This window comes from Komagataeibacter sucrofermentans DSM 15973 (assembly GCF_040581405.1).
Lineage (GTDB): Bacteria > Pseudomonadota > Alphaproteobacteria > Acetobacterales > Acetobacteraceae > Komagataeibacter > Komagataeibacter sucrofermentans.
Genome location: NZ_CP137157.1, coordinates 1,552,081 through 1,568,198, shown reverse-complemented (window position 1 = coordinate 1,568,198; position 16,118 = coordinate 1,552,081). Strand labels below are relative to the sequence as shown.

16 protein-coding genes are annotated in these 16,118 nt (G+C 60.3%); 9 read left to right on the top strand and 7 right to left on the bottom strand.

The window, feature by feature from the left end; genetic code table 11:
* The first annotated feature begins 254 nt into the window (after positions 1-254).
* The gene (locus R5N89_RS07720) at positions 255-485 is read left to right on the top strand and encodes a hypothetical protein (protein ID WP_244192194.1); all 231 of its coding nucleotides are present in this window, start codon (positions 255-257) and stop codon (positions 483-485) included.
* Between the two features lie 152 nt (positions 486-637).
* Here R5N89_RS07720 and R5N89_RS07715 read toward each other — a convergent pair whose 3' ends face one another.
* Positions 638-949 (bottom strand): hypothetical protein, encoded by a 312-nt coding sequence (locus tag R5N89_RS07715; RefSeq protein WP_110569321.1) that lies wholly within the window; start codon positions 947-949, stop codon positions 638-640.
* 239 nt (positions 950-1,188) lie between these two features.
* Here R5N89_RS07715 and R5N89_RS07710 point away from each other — a divergent pair, with 239 nt between their 5' ends.
* The 4 genes from R5N89_RS07710 to R5N89_RS07695 all read left to right on the top strand — a co-directional run bounded on the left by R5N89_RS07710 (position 1,189) and on the right by R5N89_RS07695 (position 5,923).
* Entirely contained in the window at positions 1,189-2,079 is an 891-nt protein-coding gene (locus R5N89_RS07710; RefSeq protein ID WP_244192195.1) for a glycosyltransferase, read from the top strand.
* Between the two features lie 189 nt (positions 2,080-2,268).
* Positions 2,269-2,574: a hypothetical protein gene (locus R5N89_RS07705; RefSeq protein WP_110569322.1), complete on the top strand. Its 306-nt coding sequence runs from the start codon at positions 2,269-2,271 to the stop codon at positions 2,572-2,574.
* Positions 2,575-2,668: 94 nt separating this feature from the next.
* Complete coding sequence (locus R5N89_RS07700) at positions 2,669-3,127, top strand: hypothetical protein (protein ID WP_110569395.1); 459 nt, start codon at positions 2,669-2,671, stop codon at positions 3,125-3,127.
* Between the two features lie 300 nt (positions 3,128-3,427).
* The gene (locus R5N89_RS07695; RefSeq protein WP_244192197.1) at positions 3,428-5,923 is read left to right on the top strand and encodes a mechanosensitive ion channel family protein; all 2,496 of its coding nucleotides are present in this window, start codon (positions 3,428-3,430) and stop codon (positions 5,921-5,923) included.
* A 51-nt stretch (positions 5,924-5,974) separates the two neighbouring features.
* Here the strand turns inward: R5N89_RS07695 and R5N89_RS07690 are convergent, their stop codons facing one another.
* The 4 genes from R5N89_RS07690 to R5N89_RS07675 all read right to left on the bottom strand — a co-directional run bounded on the left by R5N89_RS07690 (position 5,975) and on the right by R5N89_RS07675 (position 8,648).
* Complete coding sequence (locus R5N89_RS07690) at positions 5,975-6,280, bottom strand: hypothetical protein (protein WP_110569323.1); 306 nt, start codon at positions 6,278-6,280, stop codon at positions 5,975-5,977.
* A 242-nt stretch (positions 6,281-6,522) separates the two neighbouring features.
* Entirely contained in the window at positions 6,523-6,654 is a 132-nt protein-coding gene (locus R5N89_RS07685) for a hypothetical protein (protein WP_265001352.1), read from the bottom strand.
* 176 nt (positions 6,655-6,830) lie between these two features.
* Positions 6,831-7,313 (bottom strand): RcnB family protein, encoded by a 483-nt coding sequence (locus tag R5N89_RS07680; protein ID WP_110569324.1) that lies wholly within the window; start codon positions 7,311-7,313, stop codon positions 6,831-6,833.
* Positions 7,314-7,487: 174 nt separating this feature from the next.
* Positions 7,488-8,648: an acyl-CoA dehydrogenase family protein gene (locus R5N89_RS07675; protein ID WP_110569325.1), complete on the bottom strand. Its 1,161-nt coding sequence runs from the start codon at positions 8,646-8,648 to the stop codon at positions 7,488-7,490.
* Positions 8,649-9,164: 516 nt separating this feature from the next.
* On the opposite strand from R5N89_RS07675, the gene R5N89_RS07670 reads away from it, so the two are divergent.
* Positions 9,165-10,499, top strand: a complete 1,335-nt coding sequence (locus tag R5N89_RS07670) for a hemolysin family protein (RefSeq protein ID WP_208624694.1) — start codon at positions 9,165-9,167, stop codon at positions 10,497-10,499.
* 34 nt (positions 10,500-10,533) lie between these two features.
* Here R5N89_RS07670 and R5N89_RS07665 read toward each other — a convergent pair whose 3' ends face one another.
* Together R5N89_RS07665 and R5N89_RS07660 are read right to left on the bottom strand one after the other, a co-directional pair.
* Positions 10,534-11,031 carry a hypothetical protein gene (locus R5N89_RS07665; RefSeq protein ID WP_110569326.1) on the bottom strand — a complete coding sequence of 166 codons (498 nt, stop codon included), beginning with the start codon at positions 11,029-11,031 and terminating at the stop codon, positions 10,534-10,536.
* Between the two features lie 158 nt (positions 11,032-11,189).
* A complete protein-coding gene (locus R5N89_RS07660) occupies positions 11,190-12,167 on the bottom strand; it encodes a hydrogen peroxide-inducible genes activator (RefSeq protein WP_110569327.1) in 978 nt (325 codons plus the stop codon).
* A gap of 142 nt (positions 12,168-12,309) precedes the next feature.
* On the opposite strand from R5N89_RS07660, the gene ahpC reads away from it, so the two are divergent.
* The 3 genes from ahpC to R5N89_RS07645 all read left to right on the top strand — a co-directional run bounded on the left by ahpC (position 12,310) and on the right by R5N89_RS07645 (position 16,102).
* The gene (ahpC, locus tag R5N89_RS07655; RefSeq protein WP_110569328.1) at positions 12,310-12,873 is read left to right on the top strand and encodes an alkyl hydroperoxide reductase subunit C; all 564 of its coding nucleotides are present in this window, start codon (positions 12,310-12,312) and stop codon (positions 12,871-12,873) included.
* An 81-nt stretch (positions 12,874-12,954) separates the two neighbouring features.
* Positions 12,955-14,538 (top strand): alkyl hydroperoxide reductase subunit F, encoded by a 1,584-nt coding sequence (gene ahpF / locus R5N89_RS07650; protein WP_110569329.1) that lies wholly within the window; start codon positions 12,955-12,957, stop codon positions 14,536-14,538.
* A 172-nt stretch (positions 14,539-14,710) separates the two neighbouring features.
* The gene (locus R5N89_RS07645) at positions 14,711-16,102 is read left to right on the top strand and encodes an NAD-dependent succinate-semialdehyde dehydrogenase (protein ID WP_110569330.1); all 1,392 of its coding nucleotides are present in this window, start codon (positions 14,711-14,713) and stop codon (positions 16,100-16,102) included.
* Positions 16,103-16,118 lie beyond the last annotated feature (16 nt).

The window sequence follows — 16,118 nt, the reverse complement described above, 5'->3', positions numbered from 1 at the left end:
ATGCGCGGCCCACGTCATTTCATAATACTGGCGCGATCTTGACGGGCGCTGCTGCGCAGGGACCATAACGAAAAACCAGGTTTGAGTGCCGCGTGTAAACGCACCTGCCATCACAGTATGGGGAGAGTGCGCAACCGCGCAGGAACCCATGCTATGATGCGACGTTGGATGCGCGTGGCGGGTATGACCCACCGCACCAGCATAAACCTCGTGACAGTTCCAATACCCACAACGCAGATGCAAGGGAGATGGACATGCCGAAGTCAGATCATGATGTAAACATTCAGGAAGTTGAACTGCGGGCGATCAGCCTGTGGAACAAGCAGCACCCCGACCGCCCCTGGCGGCGGCTGAGCAACCTGCATCGCTACCGCAAAACCACGCATGCCTTGCAGGGTATTCCTGCCTTTCCTGAAGAACAGGCGCAGTTCCGCTATCTTGCCACCCACGCCATGACCATGTCGCACGCAAAAGGCTGCGCCTGAGGCAGGTGTAACGGGCGCTGTTTTTTATTTTTGGGTTGTAGCGTGATAACATCAGACAAAGCGGGGTTGCGGCAGCAGCCCCGCAAAAGTCTGTTGTCATAAGTAAAATTGTTGGTGAAGCTATTTTTTAACAGGCGATGCCGGGCAGTTTTCTATTGCAGGGCAGATGGGCTGCGCAGGGTCTGGTGGTTGGATGACATGCCCGGACCGTCCGGGCTTTTATTGGCAGCGGGTTGGCGGGTCAGGGGCTGATCGGGCTGGTCTGCAGGGTGGTCGGGCCGTTCACTCTTTTCAGGCAGCGGCACGGTCTTGCGGCTTTGCGGATGCGCCCGTTCTATGGCAGAGGGTGAATTGTCCCCCGGCAGGTTCACGCTCCGGTCGGTCGGGTGTTTCTGGGCCAGGGCAGCCGGGCCACTGGCCATGAGCACCACGCCCGTTACTGCAAAGACAGAAATGATGCGCATGATATTCTATCCTCTGTAAAGAAACGCGCAGGGATGGATGCAGTCCTGCAGGCATATTCCCTCCTGGTTGTATCGTGCTGGCGCAGAAACAGTTCCAGACAGTACATGAATATGATTTTTCCAGAAATAATTTGAAACTTCACGAACAGGATCATGTTTGTTCTGCCATATCCACGCTCCGGTTGCAGCGTGTGTCATCCATCGCCTGTGGCCCCGGGAATGGTAATGGAGAGGAAAACATGACAATACCAGAACAGGAAAAAACGGATTTCTTTGATTCCGATTTCTGCCAGCACAAGAACTTCTGGCAAAAACGCAAGGTTTCCGTTCTGGCGGATATGGTGTTTGATTTCCATAACCGTAAGTATTTCCGCCATGTCAGGAATATTGCCCACAGGCAGCCGGTGCGCAGAATTCTCGTCACATCCGTGCGGGTGCCAAAACGCGAACGCAGGCTGCATGAGGTGTTCAGGCGGCTGAGAAACACAAAGCATAAGGTAGATTTTGTAACCGCCCAGATGCGTGACAAGGGCAAGTTTGCCAACATCAATACAGCCCTCGCAACAGTAAAACTACAGGATTATGACTGGGTGGTCATTACCGATGATGACGTTGCCCTGCCGCCGCGTTTTCTTGATGGGTTCATATCGCTATGCGAAGTCATGGGGCTGAAAATATCCCAGCCCGCCCATCGTTACCATTCCTATACATCCTTTACGTTCAATTATCGCAAATGGAACAGTCTCGGGCGCGTTACCCGGTATGTGGAAGACGGGCCGGTTACCGCCTTCCACCGCGATGCCATGGCCTATGTCTACCCATTTCCCGAATTGCGCTGGGCGTGGGCGACGGATATCGCGTTCTGCAACGCGGCACGCCGCAACCACCATAATGTTGGCATTGTGGACTATACAGCCATAGAACACCTCAAGCCTGCGGGGCAGGATTACCCCATGCAGGCGGCAAAGGCCGAGGCGCGGGCGTTCCTGTCGCGTCAGGCGCTGCGGCCCGACCGGCGCGAACTGTTTCGCAACATGGAAATCCTGCGCGACATCCACCCTGATCGCCTGACCTATGATGTGCCCTGCCCGATGGGGCTGCCCGCCACGTGGCCTGCGGCCCGGCCCTGAGGGCTTGGCTCGTCATATCTTCCGGCTCAAGGGGCTGTTTGAAAAGGCAACTCCGGTAATGCCCTGAAATTATAAAAGCTTCAGAAGGCATCGCCTTTTTTTTCAAAAAGGTGACACCCGGAAACTTTTCTTTTTTCATCAATGATTTATTTTCAAAAAAATCTCTATAGATCAGGATAATTAACCAACATGAGACAGGGCCACGACCCTCTGCCCGCGCCTGAACAGGAGCGTCTGGCCGTGCAGATCTGGCAAAATGCCTTCCATGCAGCAGTGCTTGACCTTGATGAAGCCCAGCGTGCGGCGCTGCTGCGGCGGCTCGGTCAGTTTGGGCAGGCCATGGCGCAGGGCCGCGAAGGCGCCAGTCGTGTCAACACCCGCGCCGTGCGCGCGCATGCGCTTGACGTGCTGGCCCGGGTCAAGCAGGCGGCAGGCACGTGCGTGCCCCTTGCGGATGTGCCGCAATGGTGCCGCGATGCGCCCGATTGTGACTGATGCTGCATAACCGTATGTATTCACACGACTATTGTCTGCCCGATCGTGCCGGAGCATACATGGCGCCTGTATGCATGATGAGCGGAGGCAGGACGTGATTGACCGTGAGTTGCAGGGGCAGTTGCTGCGCCACATGGCCGATCAGGGCGGCACGACCACCCTGCGGCCCGTGCAGGCGGCGGATGAGGAAAAATATGCCCGCAACCTGATGGACCTTGAACTGCAGGGCCTGTGCAAGGGTGGGGTGGGCATACGACCCACGGGCCTTGGCATTACGGGCGAAACCAGCCTGACGCCAGCCGGTCGCGCTTACCTCGACCGGCCCGATGACATGCACGTCACCCTATCGGGGCCTGCAACGCTGAAAGCGCTGCGCCAGCGCATTGTCGATGATCCCGACCTGTCTGACACGGAGCGGCACGACCTGGACCGCGCGGTCGAGACCATGCACCCGCTTGCGCTCAAGGCGCTGGGGCAGGACCTGCTCGCGCGCGCCCTGCAGCATGACCCTGATGCCATACCGCTTATCCGCAAGCATGTGGGCAAGCCGTAACGGGAGCGTGGCAGGCGGGGCAGATTGATTTATTTTTCAGATATGAGATAAATCGATATAAAATTATTATATAGGAATTATATAAATAAAAATTAAGCATGGAAAGTAATTGTTGCTGATACAAAGTATAGGACAAAGGGGTAGGGCAATTTATTGCATATCTGCCCGGCTTCCCCATGCCTGCGCTTTTACATCCATCTCTGCGATAAATCGCGCCATCTGTCCGGGCTGTGGTGCATTCCTTTGCCATATCTGCCCGGCAGATCGGCAGGATCGAGCAGTCGGGACGGAATTTGAAAAATGCGCCATTCAACACAAACCGGCCAGCGGGGCGAGGGGCGGCATTTTTCCGCAAGCGGGCAACGCAGGGGCTTCGCGGGCCTGTTGCGCGCGGCTGTTCTGGGGGTGCTGGTCCTGTTGGCGGCTTACGGGCCACACGCGGCCCGTGCGGCGGATGAAAGTGCGGCGCCCGCATCCACGAGCGCACATGGCATGACCCCCGAGCAGGCACGGCAGGTGCTGGCAGTCATCAATGACCCCGCCCGCCGCGCCGAGTTTGAAAATACCCTCGCGGCCATGAGCGCCGGGCTTCCGCCAGCACCCGCCCCGACTGCCGCGCCACCTGCGCACGCGGCGGCCCCGGCCCAGCAACTGACCGTGCAGCCCGACAGCCTGGGCAGCGACCTGGTGCAGGACACGGAAGCCCTGCGGGCCAGCCTGATCGTGCAGGCGCAGCATTTTGTCGCCCTGTTCGGGGATCTGGCATTCGTCGTTCACTGGACCCATACCATTTTCGCCGATCCGCAATCACGCGGCATCCTGCTGGATGCGGTGGGAAGGGCGACGCTGATCCTGCTTCTGGCGCTGGCGGGCGAGCATGGACTCTCGCTGCTATTACGCAAGCCCCTGCGCGGAGTAACCGCCCGCGCGATCGCCACGGAAAAACGCCTCAACCTGCCCGATGCCTCACCTGCCGCGCCAGACCCTTCCACGCAGGCAGCGCCCGCTGCGGATGACACGGGCGAACAGGCCGCGACCGAAGCCGCGGCCCGGCAGCTGGACATGCAGGCCCAGCACGCCACCCTGCGCCTGCTGGCGCGCGTGCCGTATTCGCTCATGCACATGCTCATCAAGCTGGTGCCGGTTGGGCTGTTCTTCGGGCTGGGCACCGGTTTTGCCTATATGCTGACCACCACCCACCAGGCGATGCTGGTGACATTGACGCTGACCAACGCCTATGTGGTGGCGCGGGTGGTGTACCTGCTTATGGAAACGCTGTTCGTGCCGTATTCGCCTGCCATCCGGCTATGCAGCGCGAGCGACCAGACCGCCTTCATGGTAACGCGCTGGCTCAACTTTCTGGTGGCGGCACCCTCGGTTGTGGTGTGTCTTTCCACGCTTGGCGGCGTGTTCGACATGCCTGCCCGTGGCACGGAGGCCATCATCCGCTCGGTCGTGCTGATCGAGCATGTGCTTGTGGCCATCTTTACATGGCGGGTGCGCAGGCATGTTGCCTCGGCGCTGCAACCCTCGGCGCGCCTGCTCCAGCAGCCGTTCTGGATGTTTGTGAGCCGCCTTGTGTACCTGTGGTGGGTGCCCGCCATGTTCTTCAACTTCGCGCTGTGGCTGATCTGGGCCACCCACATCCAGGGTGGTTATGCGTGGATCATCCGCACGGTCATCCTGACCACGGCGGTCGTGATCCTGTCGCGCCTGTTCTCGGTGCTGGCCTATAATGTGCAGAACCGGCTGTTCCATATCTCGCCCGGCATGGAAGCACGTTATCCCGGCCTTCAGGCGCGGGTGAATTATTATTACCCTGTTGCGCGCAAGATCCTGTCTTTCCTGCTGTCATTTGCCACCATCATCCTGTTCCTGCAGGCGCTGGGGCTGCCAGCCATCAATTTCCTGTTCCACGGCAGGCTGGGGCAGAAGGTGATGGCCACGATCACATCGGTCATCGTGGCCTATACGGTCGCGGTGTTTATCTGGGAGGCGGCCAATGCCGTGCTGCAGAGCCAGATCGCGCGCTTTGAGAATTCATCACAGCAGGGACGCGCGAGCCGCCTGCGCACCGTGCTGCCCATTATCAAGACCGTGCTGCTGGCGCTGATCATCATCATCGTGGCGGTGACCACGCTCTCGCAGATCGGCATCAACGTGGCACCGCTGCTTACCGGCGCGGGCATCATGGGTGCGGCCATCGCCTTTGGCGCACAGAGTCTGGTCAAGGATTTCATCACCGGCTTCTTCATGCTGGTGGAAAACGCCATACAGGTGGGAGACTGGGTTACGGCGGGCGGCGTGTCGGGCACGGTGGAGCATCTGTCCATCCGCACCCTGCGGCTGCGCTCGGTTAATGGCGACCTGCATATCATCCCGTTCTCCGGGGTGTCGTCTATTGCCAATACTTCGCGCGATTACAATCTTGTGGTGGTTGATGTCATGATCGACCTCAGCCAGGATACGCAGCAACTGACCAGAATACTGCAGGAAGAACTTGCCGCCCTGCGCAAGATCCCGCGCTTTACGCATCTGATCCTGTCGGATTTCACGTTTCTGGGCATTGAACAGGCTGATGGCAATGGCGCACGCTTTCTTGGCTCCATCCGCACGGCGCCGGGTTCCAAATGGACCGTGTACCGCCAGTATTACAGCCGTGTTGCCGTGCGCATGAATGTCGAGGGCATCAAGTTCCCCGTGCCAAGCTATCTCAACCTGATTGATAACTGGGCGGGTAACGAACTCAAGGTCGATGCCATGGCCAAGACGCCCCCACGGCAGGGGCAGGCCTGAAAAAACAGAAGGCCCCTGCCACGAACCGGGCAGGGGCCTTGACCGGCTGTATTACGCGACGCGCAGCGTAACCTTGTGCAGTTCCTTTTCCACCTTCGCATCGGGGTGGCCGGCATGGAAGGCTTCCGCAGGCAGGAGCTTCAGGTCCGTGATGGTGTCAAGCGGCAGAACGCTCCATTCACCCATGGGGGGCACGCGTTTTTCGTGGGCATCCTCGCCACGATAGATGAGCACCTGCGGCTTGCCATCACGCTCGCCAAGTGCGTGGGGGGAGCCGATGTAGTTCTTGGCATCGAAAGTAAAACCGACGACGGTTTTCTTGCTGATGGCGTCACGAAGCATGTTTTCAACGGACATGGCTGTTTTCCATTCTGGTAGATATTGACACGCTCCCGCATGTTATAACGGGCTGTGAGCGTTATAGCCTGTCTGGCCCGGCACAGAAGGGGCGGGAATGGTTCATTGTTGCAACACTGCCCTGCACGACCCCATATGGCGGTCAGGAAAGCGTAGTGAACAGCAACCTGAAATTGAGCACGAGGATTACTGCCCTCATGACCCATGACAGGATGGCCACAGGTCGCGATGTGTTGCGCCGGTCAGGCACAAACATGGTCAAGTAGGATGACCGGGGCGATGGCCAGCCCGCGCATGAGCAGCAGCCGTGCTGATGACTTCCGCAGGTCACATGCCAGCCACAGCACGATGTTGACAGCAGGGAGAAGGTGCATGCGGCAGAGGGCATCCGGCGGCAGTACCCCGCCGGACCGAAAACGATTGCAGCAGCACGGTCATGAAGTTTGACGGGCCGATAACGGCCCGCAGCGTATAGTCAAACCGGGCCCCGCTTTACTGAAGATGGGTCATGGGGTGGACTGGTCCCATGACTTCATCTGCCCTACAGGTATCAGCGCATCCCGCCGCCTAGCGTGGCGCTGACCACGCCGGCGATCACGCCGGTGGTGATGGCGGTCAGCAGGTACTGGTTGCCGTAGCGCATCCACTGGTAGCCTGACGGCGGGGCGGAAAGGCCACGGTGGCCCTGCCAGTCATTGACAATCCAGCGGCTGTTGCGTGGGCCATCATAACGCTCGCCCTGATGCCACACGCGGTTCATGTCCGGATTGTTGTCATGCCAGCCGCCATCGCGGTTGCGGCCGGGACCTGCCATGCGGTGGTCGAGGCGGCCATGCGGGGCAGGGCGGCGCTCCGGGCCGGGGCCGCGGTGATCGATGCCTGCATGGGGTCCTTCATGGTCTGGGCCCCCGCCGGGGCCACCCATGCCACCCGGACCAGGGCCTTGCGGCCCCCCAAAGGGCTGGGCCTGGGCTGATGTTGCAAAGCCCAGCAGGCATGCCGCGCCAAGCGCAAGAAAAGATTGTTTTTTCATTATGTTTACACGCCTGATCTCGAAGGTTGGGTCAGACCTGATTCTACGAAATGCATGCAGGGTTGAAAATAATTATTCTTTCACCTTTAGAAAAGGTAATTTTCAATAACTTTCATAATCGGATGTGCCTGTTATTATCGTACATGAATGAAAAGAAACCGGCACAAAACCGTCTTACCGCCCCGTATCAAGTGCAACTTTGCCTGCGGCGGCCAGCGCCACATCGGCCTGAGGGGTATGGATGCGCGCGCATAACACATTGCGGTAATGCCGCTCGAGCGGGCTGTCCTGGCTCAGGGCCGGGTTGCCAATCGCGGCAAGGCCCAGTTCAACCGACTTGATGGCGTTTTCCGTTACCACATACTTGGCCAGGTTGGCTTCATGCGGCGGGTAGTGGCCGCTTTCGGCCTTGGTCAGCGCGGTTTCAATCAGGCTTTCATTGACCATCAGCAGCGCATCGATTTCACCCAGCAGGGTCTGGAAACGCGGCAGCGTGGCCAGCGGCTTGCCCAGCGCGGTCGGAACGCGTTCATGCAGGAAGGTAATCAGCCAGTCTCGCGCCGCGCGCGCCACGCCATCATACAGGCAGGCAATGGCCAGCACATGTCCCACCACCAGCGAGCCATCGCGGGTGTGCCATTCTTCGGGTGCGCGCAGGTCCACCAGCGCGGTGTCAGGCAGTTCCACATTATCGAACACAACGGTATGGCTGCCCGTGGCGCGCATGCCCATCTGGTTCCAGCTGCGTTCTATGCTCACGCCGGGCAGGGTCAGGTCCACCAGCACCTGCCCCACGCGTGGCGTGGCCTCATCGGTTGCGGCCCAGACCGTGCCCCAGCGCAGGGCGGTGGAGCCAGTGGAGTAGATCTTGCGCCCGTTCAGCCGGGGCTTGCCGTCAACCCATGTGATGCGCGTGCCGGGCAGCCCCCCGCGGGAGGGGGTGCCCAATTCAGGCTCGACCCGCAGCGCGTTGATCAGCGCACCTTCGTGCAGGGCGGTCTCGATCACCTGCCTGCGCGCGGCCTGAGGCCAGTTGGTGGCTTTGGCAATGACGGCGTGCTGCAGGTAATGCATGCCAACAATGAGCGCCGTGGTGGGGTCGCCTTTGGCCAGCGTGCCGATCACCTCCACAATCTGCCGCAGGCCGCCCCCCAGGCCACCATCCGCGCGGGCTATGGTCAGGCCCAGCAGGCCCGCCGCGCGCACATCATCAAGGTTATCGGTCGCAATCTCCCCCGATCGGTCATAGGCCGCCGCGCGCTGCGCAAAACGGGTTGCCAGGTCTGCCAGGACGGCCTTTGTCTGTGCCGGGGCGGGGGAGGGCGTTGCGTTCATGGATCACCTGTTTCCTTGCTACGGCTGTTAATGCCTACCCGCGTGCGGGGAAAGCACGCAGGCGGGACCACAATTACCCCTTATATCGGGGAGAAAAAGCGCGACGTACGCGCGTCATGTATCTTATTTTACAGATAAGGCAGAATTATAACTCTATCAATAGTGATTTTATGGTTTCACCATAATTAATGGTTCCATGCATGGATCCCTCCTGCCCCTCCGGGCCAGAGCCAACGCAACAGCGCTTCTGATGATACGGCAAGTATGCGGGCAGGCTGGTGACCAGCAAAGTGGAAAAAGATTTTACGCCCAAAACGAGAGAGGCCCGAAAACGCTTATGTTCCGGTCGCTTTTGCGCCTGGCGGATCGTCAGGTCCGAAGCGGCAGCGGGTCCATGATTTTTTTTGTTCCGGCATGATGGAGCAAGTAAAAAAATATCCGTTGCGTGCATATATTCCTGCCGATGGGGGCAGGGTGCGTGTTATACAGTGCTACATTTATTTTGTGGGTGTTCTGGTGGTCCTGTTTTTTTCTGGCCTGATTGCGCTTGTGCTTCTGGTCGCACTCAATATATTTATTTCGCTATCGGAAATATCATTTGCCGCCGCCCGTGATGCCCGTCTGCGCTCGCGTGCCGAAGCGGGGGATGAACGGGCCGTCGCCTTCCTGAAATTGCGGCGCAACAGCGGGCAGGTCATGACCGTGCTCCAGATCTGCCTCAACGGCGTGGGCGTGCTGGGCGGCATGATCAGTTCGCAGATGCTCTCGCCCTCGCTCACGCATGGCTTTACGCAGTGGGGCCTGAGCGAGGCCACGGCCGAGACGCTGGCCTCCGTGCTGGGGTTCATGCTCGTCACCGGCCTGTTCGTGCTGTTTGCCGACCTGCTGCCCAAGCGCATCGCCATGAACGCGCCTGACAAGATCGCGCTGGCCGTGGGGTGGTTCCCCGCCCTGGCATTGCGGCTGCTCTTTCCCATCGTGTGGGTATTTTCCAAGATGTCGGATGCGATCCTGCGCGCGCTGCGCATTCCCGCCGCCTCGGCGGTGGAGCCCGTAACGCCTGAGGACCTGCGGGCCATCCTTGCCGCCGGCACGGCCTCGGGCGTGCTGCTCGAGCAGGAGCACCAGATGATCCAGAACGTGCTGGGGCTGCAGGACCGCTCGATTACCTCCGCCATGACCCCGCGTGACGAGATCGTGTTCCTCGACCTGCAGGAAACCACCGAGATGCAGAAGGTCAAGGTACGCGCCAAGCCCTATTCCCGCTACCCTCTGTGCAATGGCGGCCTGGACAACGTGGTGGGTTCCATCCGCGCGGAAGACGTGCTGGCTGCCGTGGTGGATCGCGACCCCGCCAGTCCACCGCCCGTGCGCAAGGGTGGCCCTTCGGCCGAGAGCCCGATCTTTCAGGTGCGCCGCGACGTGCTTTCGGTGCCCGAGACCATCAATCTGTGGGATACGCTGGCCCAGTTCGACATCCACGGCGTAGGCTTTGCGCTGGTGGTGAATGAATACGGGCTGGTGGTGGGGCTGATTACCTTCAAGGATATCATGGGGGCGCTGATGGGGGGCGTGGCCAACCCGTTCGAGGAGCAGCTGATCGTGCGGCGTGATGCCAATTCGTGGCTGATTGACGGCGCCGCCTCGATCGGGGATGTGCGGCGTGAACTCGACGCAGTCGATCTTGATGAAGCAGGCCCGTTCGATACGATCGGTGGCTTCATCATGCACCGCCTGCGCCGCATGGCGCGCAAGGCGGACCGGGTGGACACGATGGGCTTCCGCTTTGAAGTCGTTGACGTGGAAGGTTTCCGCATCAACCAGCTTCTTGTGACCCGCCTGAACGGGTAGCGGGCCAGCCCACGGCGGTGGCCCGGATCAGGCGTCAGTTATCTTTCTGGGGCAAGGTGATGGATTGATACTCCAGCACCGGGCCATTGTGACTGGTTGATTTTATCTTGCCCGTCAGCGTGACATACTGCCCCAGATAGGACGTGAACTCGCTGATTGTATTCTTCGGGTCATGTTCCGTGATCGGGAGGAACGTCGTGGGCGTTACGTTGCTGTCGTCAATGAAGTCACCTTCCCCCGTATTTTCAATTTCCGTGAGCCGGTAAGGTTTATCCGTTTTTAATACGGCGTATTTATAATAAGATCCTGACTCTTTATCCCTGGTTTCAATAAACTCTATTGTCCCCTTGAGTGTAATGTCTGATCCATCATCTACGGTAGTTGTATAATTTGGCGCGGAATATTTAATAACCAGACTGGTGTCATTATCGCCGCTGGCATGGCTTGGGCCTGAAAAACCGCAGAGGACGGAAAGAGCAATGACCAAAGAGGAAGCAGAGATATTGCCCCATGAGACAACAGTGCGGCGCATATCAGGTTCCGTGCTTGTGCTGAAAGAAAACAGGGAGAACTGAACACCGCCAGGCAGCGTTCATTCATGCGGAAAAATCTATCCTAGACCGAATTCCCTGATTGTCCAACGCGGTATTGGGCGGTTTTCATGCCCGATTTGATGGTGAACTGAAGCCATCAGTCTTTCTGTGGCATGTCCGGCTCAAGGGTAAGGCTGGTTTTTGCAGGGAAGTGCGGCAGCGGGGTGCAGCCTTCGGGCGTGTTGTTGCGCAGGCATGTGGCGAATTCGGCAAAGGCTGCCCCGCGCGGGTCGGAGGCGCGCCAGACCAGTCCGATCGTGCGGCTTGCGGCGGGAATGGGCTGGACCGTAATCAGCCCGTCCCATTCGCCACGATTGCGCAGGGCAAGGCGGGGAATGAGCGAATAGCCTTCGCCCGCGCCAATCATGTGCCACAACATCTCGAGGCTCGCGGCCAGGCGTTCGGGTGCGTGGCTTGATGACATGCCGCACAGGGCCAGGGCCTGGTCGCGCAGGCAGTGCCCGTCTTCGAGCAGAAGCAGGTCCGGGCCCTTCAGGTCGAGCATGGTCAGGTTCTTGCGCTCGGCCAGCGCATGCTCGGCGGGGAAGGCGGCCAGGAACGGCTCGCTGAACAGCGGCACGCTATGAAAGCCTTCGCCGCTGACCGGCAGCGCCGCAAGCACGATATCGAGTTCATCATGGCGCAGCATGCGCAGCATGATGTCGGTCAGGCTGTCGGTCAGGCGCAGTTGCAGCTGCGGGTAGTTGCGGCGCAGCAGCGGCAGCAGGTTGGGCACGTAATAGGGGCCGAGCGTTGCAATCACGCCAATGCGCAGCAGCCCTTCAAGCGAGCCGGTGCGCACGCGCGCGGCCTCGATCATGGCGCGGGCGGCAGCCAGCACCTCGCGCCCCATGCCGATCAGCCGCGCGCCATCAGGCGTGGGGGCAACATGGCGGCGCGAACGCTCGAACAGGACCACGCCCAGCAGCGCCTCGAGTTTGCGTACCTGCTCCGACAGGCCGCCCTGGCTCACGCCGCACCGCTCGGCTGCGCGTGAAAAGTTGCGCAGGTCGTCTACCGCCACAACATATTCAATATCACGCAGGGAGAGGCCAGAGAGAGGAATGTAGGTCATGCGTATAGATAGAACCTATTTCGGAACATTTGTAAAAAGGTTTCTCCTATCACAGACATTGACAGAAACTGTTTCTGCGCATTTCGTGGGCGTGGGATAAGAACCCGTCGATAACTGACACGCGAAACCAAGGAGCATTCCAATGGCACGCATCAATGACTCGCTGAAACCGTTTACGACCGACGCCTTCCATAACGGCCAGTTCATCAAGGTGACCGATGCCGACGTGAAGGGCAAATGGTCCGTATTCTTCTTCTATCCGGCGGATTTCACCTTTGTCTGCCCGACGGAACTCGAAGACCTTGCGGATAATTATGCCGCCTTCCAGAAGCTTGGCGTGGAAATCTATTCGGTCTCGACCGACAAGCATTTCACCCACAAGGCCTGGCACGATACGTCGCCTGCCATCAGCAAGATCAAGTATGTCATGCTTGGCGACCCGACGGGCCATATCGCACGTAATTTTGATGTGTATATCGAGGAAGCCGGCGTGGCCGACCGTGGCGCGTTCCTGCTCGATCCCGAAGGCAAGATCCAGTACATCGAGATCACGGCAGGCAGCGTTGGCCGCAGCGCCGCCGAACTCCTCTCCAAGATCGAGGCGGCGCAGTATGTCGCCTCCCACCCCGGTGAAGTCTGCCCCGCGAAGTGGAAGGAAGGCAGTGAAACGCTGACCCCCTCGCTCGACCTCGTGGGCAAGATCTGATTTCGCCTCTGGCCCGGCCCCGCACTGCGCGGGCCGGGCCAGAACCCGCACACCCTGCCTGAAAAAGTGGAGAGACGTGCCATGTTGCAAGATGCCATCAAGACGCAGCTCAAGGGTTACCTCGCCAGTCTCGCGCACCCCATCGTGCTCGAAGCCTCGCTAGATGACACCCCGCCCTCGCGTGAGATGCATGAACTGCTGCACGAGGTCGCCGCCCTTTCCGACAGGGTGCAGGTCAGCGAGCAGGGCGAGGCCACGCGCAGGCCCTCCTTTGTCATCAAGTCAGCCGGGGCGAAGGCGGGGGGCGTGAGCTTTGCCGCCATCCCCATGGGTCATGAATTCACCTCCTTCGTGCTGGCCATGCTGCAGGTGGGGGGGCACGCGCCCAAATTCTCTGATGAGATGGTGGCCCAGATCCGCGCCCTGCCGGGGCATTATGACTTTGAGACCTATGTGGCGCTGTCATGCCAGAACTGCCCCGACGTGGTGCAGGCGCTCAACGCCATGAGTGTCATCAATCCCAATATCCGCAACGTCACGATCGATGGCGCGCTGTTTCCCGATGAGGTGGCGGCGCGCAACATCATGTCGGTGCCGCAGGTCTACCTCAACGGCAAGCTGTTCGAGACCGGCCGCACCGATGCAGGCCAGATTCTGGCGAAGCTCGATGCGGACGCGCCAAAACGCGCGGCGGAGAAGCTGAAGAACATCGCGCCCTTTGATGTGCTGATTATCGGCAGCGGGCCTGCGGGGGCTTCGGCTGCGGTCTATGCCGCGCGCAAGGGCGTGCGCACCGGGCTGGTGGCCGAGCGTTTTGGCGGCCAGATGATGGATACCGAAGGCATCGAGAACTTCATCTCGGTGCCCGAAACAACCGGCCCCAGGCTTTCCGCAGCACTTGAAGCCCATGTCCGCGCCTATGATGTGGACGTCATACCGGGCGAAGTTGCCACCGAACTCTTTCCCGCAGCCCACCCCGGCGGGCTGCATGGCGTGGCGCTGGAAAGTGGCGCGATCCTGCACGCCCGCACCATTATCGTGGCCACTGGCGCGCACTGGCGCCACCTTGGCGTGCCGGGCGAGGAGGAATACCGCAACAGGGGCGTGGCCTACTGCCCGCATTGCGATGGCCCGTTCTACAAGGGCAAGCGCGTGGCGGTGGCAGGCGGCGGCAATAGCGGGGTGGAAGCGGCCATCGACCTTGCCGGTATCGTGGCGCACGTAACGCTGCTGCAGCGTGGCTCGCACCTCAAGGCCGACAAGGTGCTGTGCGACAAGCTGGCCACCCTGCCCAACGTTACCGTGCTGACCGAGGCGCTGACCACCCGCATCGAGGGAAATGGCCGCAACGTGACCGGCCTGACCTATCGCGGTGGCGACGGGGCGGACCATCATGTTGATCTGGAAGGCGTGTTCGTGCAGATCGGCCTGCTGCCCAATACGGACTGGCTGAAGGACACGGTGGAGCGCAACGCGTTTGGCGAGATCGTGGTCAATGACCATGGCGCGACCTCGGTGCCGGGCGTGTTTGCCGCAGGCGATGCCACCACCACGCCCTACAAGCAGATTGTCATTGCCATAGGCGATGGCGCGAAGGCGGCGCTCTCGGCATTTGACTACCTCATCCGCGTGCCTGCGCCGGTGGAGAAGAAGGTGCCAGCCTGAACAGGGCTGGCCCTAAAGAAGTTTCCGTTGCCTGTCATATGCAGGCAACCCGTGCTGCTGCCTGCCGTTGGGCCAGAACAGGCAGCATGCAGGGGCCATCCCGTGCCCTCTCATCGGTCAATCGGGGCGCTGCTGCACGAAAGCCTGCATCATTTCGTACGGAGGCAGAGCAATGGCCTACAGGACCGTCAATCCGTTTACCAACGAGACCCTCGCGACATTCCCTGACCTGACAGATGCGGAACTGGCGCAGAAGCTTGATTGCGCCCAGGCAACCTACAGGCAGTGGTCAAAACAGCCTTTCAGCGCACGGGCGGCCATTGTGGGGCGCGCGGCTCAGCTCCTGCGCCAGAACAACGACCATTACGCCCGCCTGCTCACCCTCGAGATGGGCAAGCTGTACCGTGAGAGCCTGGCGGAAGTCGAACTCTCGGCCGATATCCTGCAATATTACGCTGATAACGCCGAAGAATTCCTCGCTCCCCAGAAACTGACCGAAAAGAGCGGCCGGGGCGACAACGCCATGCTGATCAGCCAGCCGCTGGGCATCGTGTTTGCCATCGAGCCGTGGAACTTCCCCTATTACCAGCTTGCCCGCGTGGTTGGCCCGCAGTTCATGGCGGGCAACGTGGTGGTGGTCAAGCATGCCTCCAACGTGCCGCAATCGGCTGCCGCCTTCGAGCAGCTGTTCCGGGACGCTGGCGCGCCGGAGGGGCTGTACACCAACCTTTACGCCACGCGTGACCAGCTAGGCGAGATCATTGCCGATGACCGGGTGATTGGCGTGGCGCTGACCGGCAGCGAGGGGGCAGGGGCCATTGTGGCGGCGCAGGCGGGCAAGGCGCTCAAGAAGACCACCATGGAACTCGGCGGCAGCGACGCCTTTATCGTGCTGGATGATGCCGATATGGAAAAAGCCGTCAAATGGGCGGTGTGGGGGCGCATGAACAATGGTGGCCAGTGCTGTGTCGCCTCCAAGCGCATCATCGTGGCGGATGCGATTGCCGATGAATTCCTCGACCGCTTCGAGACCGCCCTGGCCAGACTTGTGCCCGGTGACCCGATGGACGAGAAAAGTGGCGTGCCGCCCCTGTCATCGCAGGGTGCGGCGGACCAGCTGAACGATCAGGTCGCCCTTGCGGTCAAGCATGGCGCGATCGCCATCCGCGTGGGCGAGGCTCCGCCCGAGACCGGTGCGTTTGTACAAACAACCATCCTGACCGGCGTCACGCCGGAGAACCCGATCTTTCATCAGGAACTGTTCGGCCCCGTGGCCATGTTCTTTCGCGTGCGTGATGATGAGGAAGCCATACAACTTGCCAATGACAACCCGTACGGGCTGGGCGGCTCGGTCTTTACCAGCGATACCGCGCGCGGGGTGCGCGTGGCCGAGCAGATCGAGACCGGCATGGTCTATATCAACCACCCCACATGGACCACCTGCGACCTGCCGTTTGGCGGGGTCAAGCGCTCGGGGTTCGGGCGGGAACTATCCTCGCTCGGCATTCAGGAATTCGTCAACAAGAAGCTGATCGACGTGGTGCCCATTGATGCGGCCCCATAAAGTTTTCGGGTGCCGC